This is a genomic window from Tissierella sp. QWL-11 (genome assembly GCF_058683765.1).
In genome coordinates, this window is the sequence record NZ_CM178750.1 from 622110 (window position 1) to 640790 (window position 18681).

Annotated in this window: 20 protein-coding genes; 17 read left to right on the forward strand and 3 right to left on the reverse strand. The window is 31.3% G+C overall.

Features of this window, described 5'->3' with window-relative positions; genetic code table 11:
• Positions 1 to 22: 22 nt before the first annotated feature.
• The 16 genes from wecB to spoIIID all read left to right on the forward strand — a co-directional run bounded on the left by wecB (position 23) and on the right by spoIIID (position 12906).
• On the forward strand, positions 23 to 1132 hold the full coding sequence (gene wecB, locus AC4PG3_RS02975) for a non-hydrolyzing UDP-N-acetylglucosamine 2-epimerase (RefSeq protein WP_492198187.1): 1110 nt from the start codon (positions 23 to 25) through the stop codon (positions 1130 to 1132).
• A gap of 249 nt (positions 1133 to 1381) precedes the next feature.
• Positions 1382 to 1612, forward strand: coding sequence for an AtpZ/AtpI family protein (locus AC4PG3_RS02980; protein WP_492197600.1), 231 nt, complete (start codon positions 1382 to 1384; stop codon positions 1610 to 1612).
• A 4-nt stretch (positions 1613 to 1616) separates the two neighbouring features.
• Positions 1617 to 1988, forward strand: coding sequence for an ATP synthase subunit I (locus AC4PG3_RS02985; protein ID WP_492197601.1), 372 nt, complete (start codon positions 1617 to 1619; stop codon positions 1986 to 1988).
• 26 nt (positions 1989 to 2014) lie between these two features.
• Positions 2015 to 2686 (forward strand): F0F1 ATP synthase subunit A, encoded by a 672-nt coding sequence (gene atpB, locus AC4PG3_RS02990; RefSeq protein WP_492197602.1) that lies wholly within the window; start codon positions 2015 to 2017, stop codon positions 2684 to 2686.
• 29 nt (positions 2687 to 2715) lie between these two features.
• Positions 2716 to 2994, forward strand: a complete 279-nt coding sequence (gene atpE / locus AC4PG3_RS02995) for an ATP synthase F0 subunit C (RefSeq protein ID WP_492197603.1) — start codon at positions 2716 to 2718, stop codon at positions 2992 to 2994.
• A gap of 37 nt (positions 2995 to 3031) precedes the next feature.
• Positions 3032 to 3544 (forward strand): F0F1 ATP synthase subunit B, encoded by a 513-nt coding sequence (atpF, locus tag AC4PG3_RS03000; protein ID WP_492197604.1) that lies wholly within the window; start codon positions 3032 to 3034, stop codon positions 3542 to 3544.
• The gene (locus AC4PG3_RS03005; protein WP_492197605.1) at positions 3532 to 4074 is read left to right on the forward strand and encodes a F0F1 ATP synthase subunit delta; all 543 of its coding nucleotides are present in this window, start codon (positions 3532 to 3534) and stop codon (positions 4072 to 4074) included. Before atpF ends, AC4PG3_RS03005 begins: the two co-directional genes overlap by 13 nt.
• Before the next feature lie 9 nt (positions 4075 to 4083).
• Positions 4084 to 5595: a F0F1 ATP synthase subunit alpha gene (gene atpA, locus AC4PG3_RS03010; protein ID WP_492197606.1), complete on the forward strand. Its 1512-nt coding sequence runs from the start codon at positions 4084 to 4086 to the stop codon at positions 5593 to 5595.
• A gap of 18 nt (positions 5596 to 5613) precedes the next feature.
• A complete protein-coding gene (gene atpG / locus AC4PG3_RS03015) occupies positions 5614 to 6468 on the forward strand; it encodes an ATP synthase F1 subunit gamma (RefSeq protein ID WP_492197607.1) in 855 nt (284 codons plus the stop codon).
• 19 nt (positions 6469 to 6487) lie between these two features.
• Positions 6488 to 7885 (forward strand): F0F1 ATP synthase subunit beta, encoded by a 1398-nt coding sequence (atpD, locus tag AC4PG3_RS03020; protein WP_492197608.1) that lies wholly within the window; start codon positions 6488 to 6490, stop codon positions 7883 to 7885.
• Between the two features lies 1 nt (position 7886).
• The gene (atpC, locus tag AC4PG3_RS03025; RefSeq protein ID WP_492197609.1) at positions 7887 to 8288 is read left to right on the forward strand and encodes an ATP synthase F1 subunit epsilon; all 402 of its coding nucleotides are present in this window, start codon (positions 7887 to 7889) and stop codon (positions 8286 to 8288) included.
• A 146-nt stretch (positions 8289 to 8434) separates the two neighbouring features.
• Positions 8435 to 9223, forward strand: a complete 789-nt coding sequence (locus AC4PG3_RS03030; RefSeq protein ID WP_492197610.1) for a YwmB family TATA-box binding protein — start codon at positions 8435 to 8437, stop codon at positions 9221 to 9223.
• A gap of 15 nt (positions 9224 to 9238) precedes the next feature.
• Positions 9239 to 10501 carry a UDP-N-acetylglucosamine 1-carboxyvinyltransferase gene (gene murA, locus AC4PG3_RS03035; RefSeq protein ID WP_492197611.1) on the forward strand — a complete coding sequence of 421 codons (1263 nt, stop codon included), beginning with the start codon at positions 9239 to 9241 and terminating at the stop codon, positions 10499 to 10501.
• Positions 10502 to 10605: 104 nt separating this feature from the next.
• Complete coding sequence (gene spoIID, locus AC4PG3_RS03040; RefSeq protein ID WP_492197612.1) at positions 10606 to 11682, forward strand: stage II sporulation protein D; 1077 nt, start codon at positions 10606 to 10608, stop codon at positions 11680 to 11682.
• 70 nt (positions 11683 to 11752) lie between these two features.
• Positions 11753 to 12601, forward strand: coding sequence for a peptidoglycan DD-metalloendopeptidase family protein (locus AC4PG3_RS03045; RefSeq protein ID WP_492197613.1), 849 nt, complete (start codon positions 11753 to 11755; stop codon positions 12599 to 12601).
• Positions 12602 to 12651: 50 nt separating this feature from the next.
• Positions 12652 to 12906 (forward strand): sporulation transcriptional regulator SpoIIID, encoded by a 255-nt coding sequence (spoIIID, locus tag AC4PG3_RS03050; protein WP_492197614.1) that lies wholly within the window; start codon positions 12652 to 12654, stop codon positions 12904 to 12906.
• 36 nt (positions 12907 to 12942) lie between these two features.
• Here spoIIID and AC4PG3_RS03055 read toward each other — a convergent pair whose 3' ends face one another.
• Both AC4PG3_RS03055 and AC4PG3_RS03060 read right to left on the reverse strand, forming a co-directional pair.
• Positions 12943 to 13284 carry a hypothetical protein gene (locus AC4PG3_RS03055; RefSeq protein WP_492197615.1) on the reverse strand — a complete coding sequence of 114 codons (342 nt, stop codon included), beginning with the start codon at positions 13282 to 13284 and terminating at the stop codon, positions 12943 to 12945.
• A gap of 5 nt (positions 13285 to 13289) precedes the next feature.
• Positions 13290 to 14543 (reverse strand): DUF1576 domain-containing protein, encoded by a 1254-nt coding sequence (locus tag AC4PG3_RS03060; RefSeq protein WP_492197616.1) that lies wholly within the window; start codon positions 14541 to 14543, stop codon positions 13290 to 13292.
• A 215-nt stretch (positions 14544 to 14758) separates the two neighbouring features.
• On the opposite strand from AC4PG3_RS03060, the gene AC4PG3_RS03065 reads away from it, so the two are divergent.
• Positions 14759 to 15775 (forward strand): rod shape-determining protein, encoded by a 1017-nt coding sequence (locus AC4PG3_RS03065; RefSeq protein WP_492197617.1) that lies wholly within the window; start codon positions 14759 to 14761, stop codon positions 15773 to 15775.
• A 37-nt stretch (positions 15776 to 15812) separates the two neighbouring features.
• On the opposite strand, the gene AC4PG3_RS03070 is transcribed toward AC4PG3_RS03065, so the two are convergent.
• On the reverse strand, positions 15813 to 18650 hold the full coding sequence (locus tag AC4PG3_RS03070; protein WP_492197618.1) for a phosphodiester glycosidase family protein: 2838 nt from the start codon (positions 18648 to 18650) through the stop codon (positions 15813 to 15815).
• Positions 18651 to 18681 lie beyond the last annotated feature (31 nt).

Consider the following 18681-nt stretch of genomic DNA (forward strand, 5'->3'; position numbering starts at 1 on the left):
AAGAGGTGGAGAATTGGAAAAGATAAGAGTAATGACTGTATTTGGAACTAGGCCAGAGGGGATAAAGATGGCCCCTATAATAAAAGAGATGGAAAATAGAAGTGAAATAGATAGTATTATATGTATTACAGCTCAGCATAGGGAGATGTTAGATCAAGTTTTAGATTTGTTTCAAATAGATCCAGATTATGATTTAAATATCTTTAAAAAGGGTCAAACTTTAACTGAAATCACTACTAGGGCACTAGAGGGTTTAGAAGATGTAATAAAAAAAGAGAAACCAGATGTATTACTTGTACAAGGAGATACTACTACAGTGTTCGCAGGAGCTTTGGCTGCATTCTATCAAGGAGTAAAAATAGGTCATATAGAAGCAGGACTTCGTTCCTTTAATATTTTATCTCCATATCCAGAAGAAGCAAATAGAAAACTTACAGGTGTCTTGACGAATTTCCATTTTGCACCTACACAGAAGAATAAGGAAAATTTAATTAGAGAAGACTATGACGAAAAGAATATATTTGTAACTGGAAATACAGTTATAGATGCACTAAAGTATGCAGTAAAAGAAGATTATAAATTTGAAAATCAATTATTAAATGATTTAGACTATGAAAACAAAAAAATTATCTTACTTACTTCCCATAGAAGAGAAAATATAGGAAAACCTATGGAAAATATATTTTTAGCTATAGACGAAATAACTAAAAAATATGAAGATGTGGAAGTTGTATTTCCAATACATTTAAATCCAAAGGTAAGAGAGATAGCTAAAGGAATCCTAGGGGAGAATAAAAGGGTACATTTAATAGAGCCTTTAGATTATGAACCATTTACAAATTTAATATCTAAGGTTTATTTAGTAGTCACAGATTCAGGAGGGCTACAAGAAGAAGCTCCTGCACTTGCCAAGCCAGTATTAGTTGTAAGAAGAGAGACTGAGAGGCCCGAAGGTATAAAGGCAGGTACTGCAAAACTAGTCGGTACAGAATATAAAGATGTACATGATAATCTAGATACTTTACTGTCAAATAGAGAAGAGTATGAGAAGATGGCAAAGGCAGTAAACCCTTATGGAGATGGATTTGCGTCTAAAAAAATTGTAGATGCAATAATAGATAGTTTAAGATGAAATAATTTCTCATCTATAAATAGGATAGATTATGAAAAAAATTCCCGTTTTACTTTCACAATCTATCCCTTATCAATTAATTATTAGATTAAAGATTCTGTATTTCTATACTCATATATATGTTTTTTTTTTAACAATTTTATTTTTAAGAGACTCTTGCTTGAATATATCTAAATAGTTTGATAAAATAGACTAGTAAATGTTTTTTAATATATAATTTAAAAGCAAATTTTGGAGATGAAAACTCTTATGAAAAAGAATAAAAACTATAAAGAGTCACTTAAAGGCTTGGCTTTAATATCTCAAATAGGAATCTCTATGATAACCCCAATATTATTGGGAGTATTTATTGGCCAATTTTTAGATAAAAAGCTTGGCACTGAAGGTATCTTTGCTATTGTGTTTATTCTTTTAGGTGTGGGTGGAGGTTTTGTGAATTTATTTAAAATCACAAATACAAATAGAAATAAGAGGAAGTGAAGTTTTGACAGATTTGGTTTTAAAAAAGATCTATATAAGGACCTTAATTGTTAGCTTTTTTATTATAGGAATTAGTCTGTTTATGTTTAATGAACCTAAAGAGATAATACAAGGATATGTTTTTGGAACTATTATAAGTGTACTTGGATTTGTATTGATAGAAAGGACTGTCAAGAGAGCTATAAAGATGAATCCAGGAAAAGCCAGTGGATACACTATGCTACATTTCTTTTTAAGGTATGCTATATATTTTATAGTACTTGTAATATCTGCTATAGCAGATTATCTGAATTTTCCGGCTACAGTTTTAGGCTTATTGATCATCAAATTGACAATTATATTTTCCGCATTTTTTGATAAGAATTTTATAAAGTAACTATTACTTAGAAAGGAGGAGTATCTTTGGAAATTTTAATTTCACTCGGTGGAAAAGAATATATTATCCATGACACCATTGTAAATATCTGGTTTATAATTATAGTCTTATCTATATTGGCATTTGTTGTAAATAAAAAGATAAAAGATGCAAGTATAGATGAAGTCCCTACAGGATTTCTAAATGTAGTAGAGACAGGGGTTGAAACCATAAATGGATTAGTAAGAGATACAATGGGTCCCCATAATATGAAATTTGGGGCATATATATTTACACTTATGGCCTTTTTAGCAGTAGCAAATCTCTTAGGGCTAATAGGCTTAACACCACCTACATCAGACTATAGTGTTACATTTTCTCTTGCTATAGTTACATTTTTTCTAACTCAAATATTTCAATTCAAGACTAGAGGAGGAGTTGGAGGTTATTTAAAAAGTTTTACAGAGCCATTTCCAGCACTTACTCCATTAAATGTAATTGGAGAATTGGCAAATCCAGTCTCACTTTCTTTTCGTCTGTTTGGAAATATAATGAGTGGTGGGATTATAATGGCACTACTTTATAATGCGTTAGGATATTTTGCTCCACTAATCACCCCAGTATTACATGGATATTTTGATGTATTTTCAGGATTATTACAGACATTTATATTTGTAATGCTTACAATGATATTTATAGGTGGGGCAACAGAAGAATAAAATTTAAATATTTTAAAGGAGGAAACAAAATGTTAGAAGGTATAACAAGTGAAGCTTTTATATTAGGATGTTCTGCAATAGGTGCAGGATTAGCAATGATCGCAGGTATAGGTGCAGGTATAGGTCAAGGTAATGCAGCAGGAAAAGCAGCAGAGGCAGTAGGAAGACAACCTGAGGCACAGGCAGATATAACTAGAACAATGCTTTTAGGACAAGCGGTAGCAGAGACAACTGGTATCTATGGACTAGTAATAGCTATAATCTTATTATTTGTAAGACCACTACTTACAGCTTATTTAGGGCTATAATAATTTGCAAATTTGGTAGATTTAAGGAGGTCAGTTTATGAATATACAAGTATTAGCACTTCCTGAACCCTTGGCTATGGCTATTACATTAGTATCAGTATTTATTCTTTATCTGATTTTAAGAAAATTTTTATACAATCCAGTTACAAATTTTCTAGAAGATAGAAGAGAAAAGATTTCTTCCCAATTAGAAGAGGCAGATGTAGTAAGAGATCAAGCCTTAAAATTGAAAAGTGATTATGAAGAAAAGATGGCACAAGCAAATAGGGAAGGTCAAGATATAATAGAAAAAGCAAGAAGAAGAGCTACTGAAATAAAAGAAGGCATATTAGAAGAGGCTAAAGAGGAAGCAAAAGATATAAGAGAAAGAGCTAGCAAAGATATAGAACTAGAAAAAGAAAAGGCTTATCAAGATGTAAAATCTTCTGTAGGAGAAATGGCCATACTTATTGCGTCAAAAATTATGGAAAAAGATATCACTATGGAAAATCAAAATCAATTAATTGATAAGTTTATTGATGAGGTAGGTAGTTCAAAATGGCAAAACTAGTTGGAAATAGATATGCTATGTCTTTATTTCAAGCAGGTGTAGAATTAGAAAAAATAGAAGAATTTCATAGTGAATTAAATTTTATGGGTAAGATTTTAAAAGATGAGCCTAAGTTATTTGAAATACTTAAACATCCAAGAATTAGCAAAGGTGAAAAAAAGAAAATAATTGATGATATATTTAAAGACAATATATCACAAGAGATGAAAAATTTTCTTTATATAGTAATTGACAAAAGAAGAGAAGAGAGCTTAATTGATATAGTGGATGAATTTAATAGCAAATACAATGAATTTAAAAATATAGTAAATGTAGAAGCTATAACTGCTGTAGAAATGGAAACACCAGCTAAAGAAAAGCTTATAAAAACTCTTGAGAAAAAGATGAATAAAAATATAATACTTACTAATAAGGTTGATAAGTCTATAATAGGAGGAGTTATCTTAAAATTAAATAATAAATTTATAGATAACACATTAAAAACTCAATTAGAAAATATGAATACACAAATAAAAGGTGCATCACTATAAGAATTTGAGGTGAAAAATTTGGAGTTAAGGCCAGAAGAAATAAGTTCAATAATAAAAGAACAAATTAAAAGATATGAAAAAAAATTAGAATTAGTAGATATTGGAACTGTAATGCAGGTTGGAGATGGTATAGCTAGAATCCATGGACTAGAAGGTGCCATGGCAGGAGAGCTTATAGAATTTCCAGGCAATGTCTTCGGTATGGTTCTAAACTTAGAAGAGGACAATGTAGGTTGTGTACTTCTGGGATCAGACAAAAACATTAAAGAAGGCGACACTGTCAAAAGAACTGAGAGAATAGTAGAAGTACCTGTTGGGGATGCGCTAATAGGTAGAGTAGTAAATGCCTTGGGACAACCAATAGATGGAAAGGGAAGTATTAATACAGATAAATTTAGCCCAGTAGAAAAGATTGCACCTGGGGTTATCACTAGAAAAAGTGTTGATGAGCCATTACAAACTGGAATAAAGGCAATAGATGCGCTATTTCCAATAGGTAGAGGACAAAGAGAGCTTATAATAGGAGATAGACAAACAGGTAAGACTGCTCTTGCCATAGATACTATTATAAATCAAAAACATGAAGATGTACTTTGTATATATGTTGCAATAGGGCAAAAGAGATCCACAGTAGCTCAAATTGTAGATACATTAGAGAAACATGGAGCTATGGACTATACTACAGTTGTATCTTCTACAGCTAGTGAATTAGCACCATTACAATATATAGCCCCTTATGCAGGAGTTACAATTGCAGAGGAGTTTATGGAAAATGGAAAAGATGTATTAATTATATATGATGACCTATCTAAACATGCTGTGGCCTATAGGGCACTGTCACTTTTACTTAGAAGACCACCAGGAAGAGAGGCATTCCCTGGAGATGTATTCTATCTTCATTCAAGACTACTTGAAAGAGCAGCAAGATTAGATGAAAAATATGGTGGAGGATCTATTACAGCCCTACCTATAATAGAAACATTAGCAGGAGATATATCTGCATATATACCTACAAATGTTATTTCAATAACAGATGGACAAATATTCTTAGAGACAGATTTATTCTTTGCAGGACAGAGACCTGCAATAAATACAGGTCTTAGTGTATCTAGGGTAGGTGGAGCTGCTCAAATAAAGGCAATTAAAAAAATAGCAAGTAAATTAAAAATAGAAATAGCTCAATATAGAGAACTAGCAGCCTTTTCTCAGTTTGGTAGTGAACTAGACCCAGAAACTAAGGCTAGACTTGACCAAGGAGAGAGAATGATTGAGGTTTTAAAGCAGCCTCAGTATAGTCCAGTAAAGGTAGAACATCAAGTTATAATATTATATGCAGTAGTAAATAAACATTTGATGGATGTACCAGTAGATAGAATTCAATTATTTGAAAAAGAATTTTTAGATTATATAGATAATAATCATCCGGAAATAGTAAAAGAAATAGGAGATACAAAAGAATTGTCTGATGAAAATATTCAGAGAATAAAACAAGCTATAGAAGAATTTAAAAAGAACTTCTAAAGAGTTGGAGGTGAAAATTTGGCCGAATCAACTAGAGATATTAAAAGACGAATAAGAGGAATAAGTAGTACCAAGCAAATAACTAAGGCGATGGAGCTGGTTTCCTCTGCTAAGATGCGAAAAGCTAGAATTAGATTAGAAGAATCTAGGCCATACTACTTGACTGTTTTATCTAGTATAAGAAATGTGATAAATCATACAAATGTAAAGCATCACTTACTTTCTTGTAGGCCACCTGCCAAATCTCTATATATAGTTATAACAGGAGATAGGGGACTAGCTGGAGGATATAATTCAAATATAAATAAATTAATACATTCAAAATTTAAAGATAAAAAATCTGATATATCTTTGATTACTATAGGCAGAAAGGCCAGAGATTTCTTTAAGAGAAGAGATTATGATATAGTAAAGGAATTTATAGGAGTTTCAGAGAATCCTCTTTTTTCTGATGCTAGAGAGATAGGTAATTTAGCAGTAGATTTATTTAAAGAGGAGAAAGTTGATGAAATCAATTTAGTATATACTAAATTTGTAACTACACTTTCTTATGAGCCTACTATTTTAAAAATACTTCCAACTGAAGAGATATCACAAGGAAATATAAAAGAAAGTAGAGTAATAGATTTTGAGCCATCCCCTGAAGAAGTATTAGATTATTTAATTCCAAAATATATTCAAAGTGTGATATATGGAGCTCTAATAGAGGCTTCAGCAAGTGAGCAAAGTGCAAGAAGAGTTGCCATGGATGCGGCAACTGAAAATGCTCAAGAGATGATAGATGAGTTAAATATGAGCTATAATAGAGCTAGACAAGCAGCTATTACAATGGAAATATCTGAAATAGTTACTGGAGCAGAAGCTTTAAAGTAGTATAGAAAGGAGTGGGCAAATGAAAAAGAACATAGGAAAAATAGTTCAGGTTATTGGGCCCGTTGTAGATATTCGTTTTGATGAAGAAAATTTGCCAGAGTTATTAAACTCAATTGAAATAGATTTAAACGGTGAAAAGATAATTGTAGAAGTAGCCCAACATATGGGTGATGACACGGTAAGATGTGTTTCTATGAATTCCACAGACGGACTTAAAAGAGGCATGGAAGCTATAAATACAGGAACACCTATAGAGGTACCTGTAGGTGAAGAAACATTAGGAAGGCTTTTTAATGTGCTTGGAGAAGTTATAGATGAAAAGGAAGATGTATCAAGGAAAAAAATGTCTCCAATACATAGACCAGCTCCATCCTTTGAAGAACAAGAAACATCTAAGGAGATGTTTGAAACTGGTATAAAAGTAGTAGACCTTATAGCTCCATATTCAAAAGGAGGAAAAGTAGGGTTGTTTGGAGGTGCAGGTGTAGGTAAAACTGTACTTATACAAGAATTGATAAATAATATAGCCACAGAACATGGTGGTATATCTGTATTTACAGGTGTAGGTGAAAGAACTAGAGAGGGAAATGACCTATACTATGAAATGATTGATTCAGGAGTAATAAAAAACACTGCATTAGTATTTGGACAGATGAATGAGCCACCTGGAGCTAGGATGAGGGTTGCGCTTACAGGTCTTACTATGGCAGAGTATTTTAGAGATGTACAAAAACAGGATGTACTTTTATTTATAGACAATATATTTAGATTTACTCAAGCTGGTTCAGAGGTTTCTGCCCTACTTGGTAGGATGCCTTCAGCAGTTGGATATCAGCCAACTTTAGCGACTGAGATGGGTGCTTTACAAGAGAGGATTACATCAACTAAGCAAGGATCTATAACTAGTGTTCAAGCAGTATATGTACCAGCAGATGACCTTACAGACCCAGCACCAGCTACAACTTTTGCGCATTTAGATGCAACTACAGTTTTATCTCGTGCTATATCTGAACTAGGTATTTATCCAGCAGTAGATCCTCTAGATTCTAGCTCTAGAATACTTGATCCAGCAGTAGTAGGTAAAGAGCATTATGAAACTGCAGGAAGAGTTCAAGAGTTATTACAAAGATACAAGGACTTACAAGATATAATAGCTATACTAGGTATAGATGAGCTTTCAGATGAAGATAGACTTGTAGTAGATAGAGCTAGAAAGGTAAGAAATTTCTTATCTCAACCATTCTTTGTTGCAGAGACTTTTACAGGTCTACCTGGTAGATATGTACCTGTAGCTGAAACTGTAAGAGGATTTAAAGAAATTCTAGATGGAAAACACGATGATATACCAGAAAATGCTTTTTATATGGTAGGCACAATAGATGATGCTTTAGCAAAAGCTAAAGAGGTGGAAAATTAATATGGATAAATTACATCTAGAGATTGTAACTCCTCAAAAATCATTTTTTAATGATGATGTGGACATGGTAATCGTAAGAGGTTTAGATGGAGATTTAGCTGTGTTAAAAAATAGAACTCCAATAGCTACCCCTCTTAAAGTTGGAAAGGTCAGAATTTTTAAAGATGACTTAGAAAGGGTTGCTTCAGTTGTAGATGGCTATATAACAGTTATGGATAATCAAGCTACAGTAGTAACAGAAGCGGCAGAGTGGCCTGGAGATATAGATGTAGAGAGGGCAAAAGCTGCAAAGCTAAGAGCAGAAGAGAGACTACAAAGAAAAGAATCAGGAATAGACTTAGCTAGGGCTGAATATGCTCTAAAGAAAGCTATAAATAGATTAGAAGTAAGTAAATATAAATAAAAAAATAAAGAAATAAATATGTATAAAAAGTACCCACCTATGTCAATACTTATATCATAGGGAAAGGGTACTTTTTATTAAATGTTTTGTCCCCCTTTACATTTTTTAAAAACACCCTTTCCTAAAATAATTAGGAGGGTTTATAAATGAAAAAATTTATACTTATTGCAATCATAATTACAATTTTATTTAGAACTACTACCATAGCTGAAAATAAATTCGAGGATGGACAAGTACTAAGAGATATTTTACATACTCTAGAAGGAGAGCAAATACAAGAAGATATTTCATTAAATGGTAAGATACTAGATAATTTTATATATGGAGATGAAATGCAAACATTGGGAGACGAAATTAGAGAGAGAGCAGGTTTAGTAGGTGTTCAAATAGATCCTATTATAGAATATGATATATTGCCAGAAAAATTTTTTACTAAAATGGAGATATTCGAAAAGAACTTTAGTCAAATAAATTATTCTGGATTTGACAAAGATAAAAATAAAATTGAAATATTTTTAAGTTCATACTTAGATGATGAAGAAGATTTAAAAGAAACACATTTATATGTAAATATTATAAAAACAGATGAATTTTCGAAGAATAATGATACAATGGAGAGTATAGAAGGCCTTTTTGAAGAGTTTGATTCAACTGTAGAAATTACCACTTGTGTTTTAGGTGATTTTTCTGGTAAATTAGGTTATAATAGTATAGAAGAAAAAATAAATATTATAGAAGACAAATATGAAATAACAACTTTAGAAAATTTTACAGATGATAATTTAGATTCTTATACTATGTATACACCTTTGATAAAAAAATTTTTAAGGGTTGACAAAAAAAAGATTAACTTAAATCTTGCAATAAGGTATAATGTTTATGAAGACAAAACTTACATAATGATAGGTTCGCCTATTATTGCCAATGGATATTAAACAGGGGGAGATATTTTGAAGAAAATTATAGTGGAGAAAAGCCCTCCATTAAAGGGAAGAGTAAAGGTAAAAGGTGCAAAGAATGCAGCACTTCCTATATTGGCCGCTTCACTACTAGGTACTGAAGATATAGTTTTAGAAGATGTACCTGATTTAAAAGATGTAGAGATTATGTGCCAAGTTCTCACATCTCTAGGAGCAAAAGTTGAAAAATTAGATAAAAATACAATAAAAATAAATTCTAAAGATGTAAATAACTATATAAATAAATATGAGCTTATGAATAAGATGAGGGCATCTTTCTTGGTTATGGGTCCTTTACTTACTAGACTTGGAAAGTCGAAAAATTCCCTACCAGGAGGCTGTGCCATAGGAACTAGACCTATAGATTTACATTTAAAAGGTTTCAAAGCCTTAGGTGCTAGTATAGATACTGAACATGGAAATATAGAAGCTTATGCAGATGAGCTTGTTGGAGATAAAATATATTTAGATTTCCCATCAGTTGGAGCTACAGAAAATATTATGATGGCTGCAGTAAAAGCTAAAGGGGAAACAATTATTGAAAATGCAGCGATGGAACCTGAAATAGTAGACCTACAGAATTTCTTAAATAAATTAGGTGCAGATATAAAAGGTGCTGGTACTTCTAGTATAAAGATAAAAGGAGTAGAGAATTTAAGTGGAGCTACCCATCAGATTATTCCTGATAGAATAGAAGCTGGGACATTTATGGTTGCAGCAGCTATTACAGGAGGGGATGTAATTATTGAAAATGTAATTACAAGCCATATAAAGCCTGTGATAGCAAAGCTAAAAGAGGCTGGAGTCAAAATAATAGAAAATGGTGATAGTGTTAGGGTTATAAGAGATTCTAAATTAAAGCCAATAGACATAAAGACTATGCCATATCCAGGATTTCCAACAGATATGCAGGCTCAATTCATGACTCTTATGACTATGTGTGAAGGAACTAGTATTGTTATAGAGACAGTATTTGAAAATAGATTTATGCATGTAGATGAATTAAAAAGAATGGGTGCAGATATAAAAATTGATGGTAAATCTGCCATTATCCAAGGTGTTAAATCTCTTACAGGTTCTCCTGTAGAAGCAAGTGATTTAAGAGCTGGAGCAGCCTTAGTTTTAGCTGGACTTGTAGCAGAAGGAACAACTGAAATAGATAATATATATCATATTGATAGAGGTTATGAAGGCATAGAAGAGAGATTTAGAAACTTAGGTGGTAATATAAATAGGAAAGATATAGAAGAATAATTTAATAGAATATTTTAAAGCTATCTTAAAATTTTAAGATAGCTTTTTTCATAAAATCACTTCCTTTTGAATAAGTATATATATGGAACATAAGGAGGAGAGATATGAAAAAAATCGGAATCTATTTACTTACAACATTGATAATAATTATTTTTATACCTACATTAATTGTAAAGACTTTTAATTTTGTACCAAAGACAGATGCAGCTCAAATAGATCAATTAGATTTTGATAGAAATAAGCAAGAACAAAATGAAGAAGCTAAAGAAGTTAAAGAAAAAAAATTAAGTGTTAGTATAAGTGAAAAAAATCTTAATTATATTAAAGTGCAAAATACTAGAAATAACGAAGTAGGAGAATTATTACTAGATGAATATGTAAAAGGTGTAGTTGCTGCAGAGATGCCTGCAGAGTTTCATATTGAAGCTTTAAAATCTCAAGCTATAGCAGCTAGAACTTATGCAATTAGTAGAAGTATAAAGTATAAAGAGGGTCATCCAGATCATAAAAGTGCTCCATTATGTTCGGGGATACATTGTCAAGCTTATTTATCCCTAGAAGAGCTTAAAAAAATCCATGGAGATGAATGGGTGGATAAGTATTGGGGAAAGATTGAAGAGGCAGTTGAATCTACAGAGAATTTAGTAATATATTATAATAGTGAAATAATAGAGCCTCTATATCATTCTACAAGTGGAGGTATGACTGAGGATTGTGTAAATGTATTTGCCGTAGATAGTCCATACTTAAAATCTGTAACAAGTCCCTTTGAAGAAGATGCACCAAAATATAAAGATACTTTAAGAATAACTGTAGATGAGTTTATAGCTAAATTAAAGACAAAATATGAAAACACAAATATAACAAAAGATAATTTCCTAGAAAGTATAAAATTAGTTGAAAAGACATCAAGCGGAAGAGTTAAGAAATTAGCCATAGATGGAGAGATAATAGACGGCAAAGAAATTAGAACATTATTTGAGTTGAATTCTACTAATTTTAAAATAATATATGATAAAAATGTAGATATAATTGAAATTGAAACCCTTGGATATGGTCATGGAGTTGGAATGAGTCAGTGGGGGGCAAATGGTATGGCAAAGAATGGTAAAAATTATAAAGAGATTTTAACCCATTATTACAATGGAATAGAAATACATGAGATTCAACCCCTTTTATAGGGGTTATTTTTTTATCTATTTATGTATTAATTCCTATATACTGGAAATAATAATTACTGGAGGTGGAAAGATGAAAGATAAAATAAAATATATTTTAAAGAAAAATGGATTTTTAATAGTTCTTTTTATCTGTGTATGTATAGTTGCCGCTAGTACCATAATTATTTCTACAAGAGAGCTAATAGCAAAAGAAGATGGAAATAGTAAAAACAAAGATGCTCCTATAGTAGAGGAAGAAAATTCACAAATAGAAGAACATAAGAAAGAAGAAGTAGACTTAGGATTAGAAGAGAGCAGCTTAGAAACTCAAGAATTAGAAAAGGAAGAGGATGAGGATAAATTAGAAGAGGAGGCAGTAAAAGAAGAAGTAGTAGTAAAAGAAGAGAATGAATTAGAAAAACAAGAAATCAATGAAAATTCTCAAGCACAAGAAAATACAGTGGAAGTTTTTAAGGAAGATACAGATGAAATAGAGTTTGTAGATAGTTATGAAGAAGAGGTAAAAGTAGAAGAAGAAACTTCCATATTGCCTGTAGAAGGAGAAATAATCAATGATTATACAAAAGATACTCTCGTTTATTCTGAAACTTTAGGAGAATGGAGGGCCCACTTAGGTATAGATATAAAAGCTGAAGTAGGGACAAATGTAAAAGCTATATTAGATGGAGAGGTTAAAAAGGTATATAAAGATAAACTTTGGGGAAATGTAATAATTATAGATCATGGAAATGGTTTAGAAACTAAGTATGCAAATTTAAATACATTAGAAATGGTAAAAGAAGGAGTAAAGGTGAAAAAAGGAGATTATATAAGTGGTGTTGGGAAGTCGGCAGACATTGAGATGCTAATGGATGCTCATTTACACTTTGAAGTTTTTAAAAATGGGAAAGTAGTAGATCCTCGTTCTATTATTCCTTAAAAATGCATAATAATTAATATAATACGTAAAAGAGTAAGGGGGGTTAATGTGTGAAAGATTATATAGAAGAAAGAACATTAGAAATAGCTAAATACATACTAAGTGAAAATGCCACAGTGAGGAAAGCTGCTGGAGTATTCGGAGTAAGTAAAAGCACAGTCCACAAAGATGTAACAGAGCGTTTGCCAAAAATAAACCCTCTTATTGCAAGTATGGTAAAAGAGATTTTGGAGGTAAACAAACAAGAAAGACACATAAGAGGCGGGAAGGCTACCAAATTGAAATATAGAGCCATGAATGAATAAAAAGTCCTGTACAGGACTTTTTATTTATTCATTTATTTATCGTTTTCGAAGTACAAATATTTTCAGATAATCATCTTGAAATATTACTTTTCCTTCATCTACAAAACTACCAAGTAGTTCAATTTCAGGATATCCGTGTTCTCCTCCCATTAGTGGCCAGTAGTACTCTTCAAATTCAGGCTGTCTAATATCATTTAATGCATCTTCTAATTTTTCAAGTTTTTCATAAGGTGGATCACTACAAGGGCCCTCTATGGTTATTGTTCCTTGGGTTTTATCTATTTTAAAATCCATTTTTAAATCATTCATTCCTATATCAAAGCAGAAGTTCATAAGTTCATCTAAAACCTTAACTAATTTATCTCTTTCATCTTTCATAAAAATTATCCTTTCTTAAATGAATCTATTATTGGGACCAATATTCCAGCTACTAGACCACCTGCAAATCCATTATTATATAGGTTCATACCTCCATGGAGATATCCTATATTCATAACTATAGATAGATGCAATATCCCAGCTACAATTCCATATATCCATCCGAATTTTCCAGAGATAGGAGCTAATGTAGTTCCAAATAAAGCTGCTAATATAACTGCTGTAGAATTGATTTCCCATGTATTAAAAATTGTTGCTATATAAACTCCTATTATTATTGGGGTTATATTTTTAAGATGCTTTCCAAAGGCGCCAAATCCTACAACTGTAAACATACCACCTATTACTGGCCCGTTTAAGTCACCCTTTACTAAAAAAACATATAAGATACTTCCTAACCCCAGTATACCCATATTTACAAGACTCAATCCAAACCCATTTAGACCTACAAAGTCTGCCAGAAGTCTACCAGTATGTTTAAGAATATTTTTATAACCACTAAAGCTCTTATTATTTAATAAAAATCCTAAAAGAATCATACTGAGAAAGAAAATTGTAAAATAAATTCCTAAAATAAGATTATTTCCCTGAGATAAAATACTCTGGGGAGTGTTTTCCAGTCCAAATGATCTAAATAGAGACATAAAAAGGGTTCCCACAACTCCAGCTGTAAATCCTATATTGTACAAGTTAAAACCTTGATGAAAGCTTATAAAGTGATTTGCTAAAGGAGTTAAAAAAAAGCCACCTACGATTCCAATAATATTACTTAGAATAATAGATAAAATAGGATTAAAATTAAATCCAAATGAAATTTGACTTATCATAGGACCTAAAGCAGTACCAAAAAAAGCAATTATAATAAATTTATTAAAACTATCATCTTGAGTCAATGAATAAATATATACTCCAAAGATAATACCCCACACATTATAAATATTTTTGCCAAAAAAGGCAAATCCGCCAATTGTCATTATACTTGCAATTATTGGGCCACTTATGTGAATATTATTCATATAGGAAATGAATAATGCTAGTATCATCAACAAGCCACTGTTAAAAAAAGCAGAACCTAAATTTCCTACAGAAATATAATCTGTAAGTAAAATACTAGGAGATATTATAATGTTTTTCATGCCTGAAAAGATTTCTACTGGACTATTAAAGAAAAAAGCTGAAATTAAAATAAGGCTTGCATAGGTAAATAAAACCATATATTTTATTTTTTCTTTTACAATTACAATATTTTTGTTAACCATAGGTTCACTTCCTTTTCATATTTGAATAATACCCACATAGATTGAAGATATACAATTAATTTCAATACTGTTTGTCTATGTTTTAACAATTATATTATAAAGAATAGGAAAGTTCAACTTTTTTACCAAATAAAGTTAATTTATTTTGTAAAAAATAAAGGAAATTTGTCATTTATGTAGAATAGATATATAATAGGAAATGAAAATTAAAAGAGGTGATAGATTTGTCTTTAAGGGCAGATGCGGGTATAGATTTAGGGACATCTAGTATTTTGGTATATATAAAGGGAAAGGGCGTAGTCTTAAGTGAGCCTTCGGTAGTTGCAATTGACCAATACACAGATAAATTTTTAGCAGTTGGAGAAGAAGCAAGACAAATGCTTGGTAGAACCCCGGGCAATATAGTGGCTATAAGACCTTTAAAAGATGGAGTGATTTCAGATTATGAAATTACTAAGAAAATGATAAAATATTTTATTCGAAAATCTTTAAATAGAACTATATTTAAACCTAGAATAATAATATGCGTTCCAAGTGGTATAACAGAAGTTGAAAAAAGAGCAGTAATAGAAGCTAGCAATAGTGCAGGTGCATTAAAGACATATATAATTGAGGAGCCTATTGCTGCAGCTATTGGAGCAAATATAGATATCACTGAGCCCAATGGAAGTATGGTAATTGACATAGGTGGAGGAACTACGGATGTAGCTATTATAGCTTTAGGTGGTATTGTAGTAAGTAAGTCCATAAAAATAGCTGGAGATGACTTTGACGACTCCATAACTAAATTTATCAAAAAGAAGTATAATATGCTGATAGGTGAAAGGACAGCTGAAAAACTAAAGATCAATATAGGCTGTGCATATCCATTAGAAGAAGAATTATATGAAAATATAATTGGAAGAAATCTTCTCACTGGACTTCCTATAAATATAGAAATTAGCTCTAAAGATATTTTAGAGGCGCTAAGAGAGCCTATAGATGAGATATTATTAGGAATACATGCTGTATTAGAAAAAACACCTCCAGAGCTTGCATCAGATATTAGTGATAAGGGAATTTTATTAACTGGAGGAGGGTCTCTTCTAAAGGGACTTGATATTCTAATTCAAGAAAAAACTGGTATAGAAACTAAAATAGCTTACAATCCTATAGAATGTGTAGCCAGAGGAACTGGTAAATCTTTAAATTGGGTTAGTGTACTACAAGATAATAAGTTGAAAAAAAGATAAAGAGTCGACTTTTTAGTCGACTCTTTAAAATTATAGATTATTTATCGAATACATTTTTAATAGTATAGGATATATCAGCTCCATTTGCAACAAATTCTACTATACTTTGATTGTATATATCATCTTTAGAGTTTAGTTTCTTTGTGTTTAATCCAATATATCTTATTCCGTCTTTTAATTCGGCATATGTCTTATTATCTCCATGTACTACAAAGATATTTTTACCTTTTTCTCTTGCTTTAATCATAGTTTCATGGAATAATTCAGCTTCTAGTTTATCATTAAAACCTCTTTGTCCAAATATTGGAGTAGTTAGGGTTATTATAATATTTGTTTCAGGTCTATTTTCTAAATCCTCTTTAAGCTTTATCCATTGATTTGCATTAGTAGCTCTTATACCACCTTTAGATGAATTTAGATGTATAAAGGTAGTATCATAGTGCTTGTTTATATTGTAGCTTTTAGAAGCGTCTAATACTATAGAATTTTTAAGTCCAGATCTAAATCCTTCACTAGTTCCATTTAAAAATATAGAAATTTTACTTTTATTTATTTTATCTTTCATTTGAGCTATAGGATTGTTTTCCACAATAGTATCTATACCTATAGGTTCATTTGCAATTACAAATCTAAATCCGTCATCTTTGATGGGCATTTCTTTATTTAAGCTATCCTTAAATACTGTCTCCTTAGGAAGTTCCATGTTTTTAATATTATTGGGGTAATAGGCACTTAAAGAGTCAACTAGGATCTCACCTTTATATTTTTTAGCATTGTCCGTTTCTGCAACATAGATTCTATTGAATGAAATAGGATAAGGTATATCTGATGGTAGTTTTGCTTCTATATATTTCCAACCTTTCCAATCAATAGTTTTTGCAAAGTCTATAGTATGTTCTTTCTTAGAAGAATCTAAGATATTTGCTCTTAGCCAAGCGCCATTTCCGTCGCCTTTAACCCATAAACCTAATTTTGTAGGTGTGTTTTCTAATTTTAAACCAGAGTTATTAGGATATAGATTTATATATGCAGCTCTAGTATTTTCTCCTTGAGTAAAATCGTAGCTTAGGGATACACTGGTTTTCCCATCTTTAAAATCTCCATTTAAATCTAATTTACCCGGTACAATCCTTGGCCAAGATGAGAAGACATAGTCTTTAATATTTTCAAAACTGTATACATGCTCTGCTTTTGAACCCATAGAGACTAGGATATTTTTTATACCTTGTCCACACTTAAGAGTTATAGCACCACTATTTGGATTTTCACCACTATAGAAAAATCCATCTTCTACATATCCAATATCTTCTTTTATTTCAAATTCTATATCTTTAGGATAGATTCTAGATTGAATACCATTTTCATCTTTACCATAAAAATTTGGAAGTTTATATTTATTATTTGGCTCTATGAATATCTTGTCTATACTAGTATAGATATCTTGTACTTCATTTAATACTTTTAGGTTTAATTCACCTTTTGCATCTTTTAAATTTGCTGTAATAGTAGCTACTCCAGATGTTGTAGGGATAAATGTATTTCCTTCAAATTTCCCTTCTACTCCTGTTATACTATATTCTATTTGAGAGGGGTCTATTTTAACTGGATTGTGATATTTATCAAAACCTTTTATAGTTAAATTTCTCCTAGTATTTACAAAAAACTTATCATCTTCTGTAGATAGCTTTAAATAAGATAATTCTCCCTTAGGGGCATCAGAAAATACTCCTATACCATTTACTACAGATCGTTCTCCTCCATCAGAAGGCTTGTTTACTACTTGAGATTTATCCTCACCAAGGGGTTTGATTGCCATGGTAGTTGATCCACCTCCGTCTAGGTTTATGGCGTTATAAGCACCTAGTTTTTTCAAGATAGCTCCAAACATTTCTTGACTAACTCCCTTAAATGAAGAGTCTCTACCATCTAGAGTTACTAATATAAGTTCTGTACTATCTTTATTTATACCAATTCCAGTTCTAGGATTGTTTCCACTACTATTTATATTTGTAAGTGAAAGTTCTCCATCTTTTAAGATAATACTTCCTCCACCTATGGCAAAATCTAAATCTTCTAAGTCAGATAAAGCTTGTGCATTCAAAGTGACTTTTTGTCCAGTTTCAAAACGAGTAAGTGGCTCTGCTCTTTCGCCTCTTCCTGCTAATACATATCCATTTTCAGGGATAATAAAGGGTTCTCCACCAGTTCTTACTTCCTTGACTATATCATCTACTACTAATACTTCTACTAAGTCTTTATGAAATCTTGATCCAACTGACTTTTGTCCCCACTTTCTATTTAGTAGTGTAAGAGTGTCAAAATTAGGAGTCACCTTATTAAATGTGTTTACGAATACAGTTTCTTTTAAATCATAATTATCCACTAAGATTCTTCTATCTAGATAACCTATTTTAGCTAAATTATCTTTATTTAAATAAAAACTTGGGTTTGCATAGGCAAGCTCTATAGGTGATGAAATCATCTCTCCCTCACTTACTAATGTGCCCATAGAAGATGGAAGTGGCTTATAGTTGAAATAATCTCCATTTATTCCACCAACAGCATCTTGTTTTTCTACCATGGAGCTAACTTTATCTCGATAGTATAGTCCATCTTGATTGAAAAGTCCTTTAATTTGTGTATAGTCATCTTTTAAGTCAATTCTAAGTACATTTATATTTCGCCATCCTACAGTAGTAAATTCTTGGATACTCTCATAGACTACACCAGAAGATAATTGCTCTACATTTTTTATCTCTTGAATAGTATAGGGCATATTTACTGTAATTTTACTTGCTAATACATTTGAAGTAGTACCAACTATAGTGCTTGCTAATACAAATGATAAAACTACTTTTTTAAATTTTTTTCTCAAATTTGTCACCTCTTAAATTTTCCTTTATTGT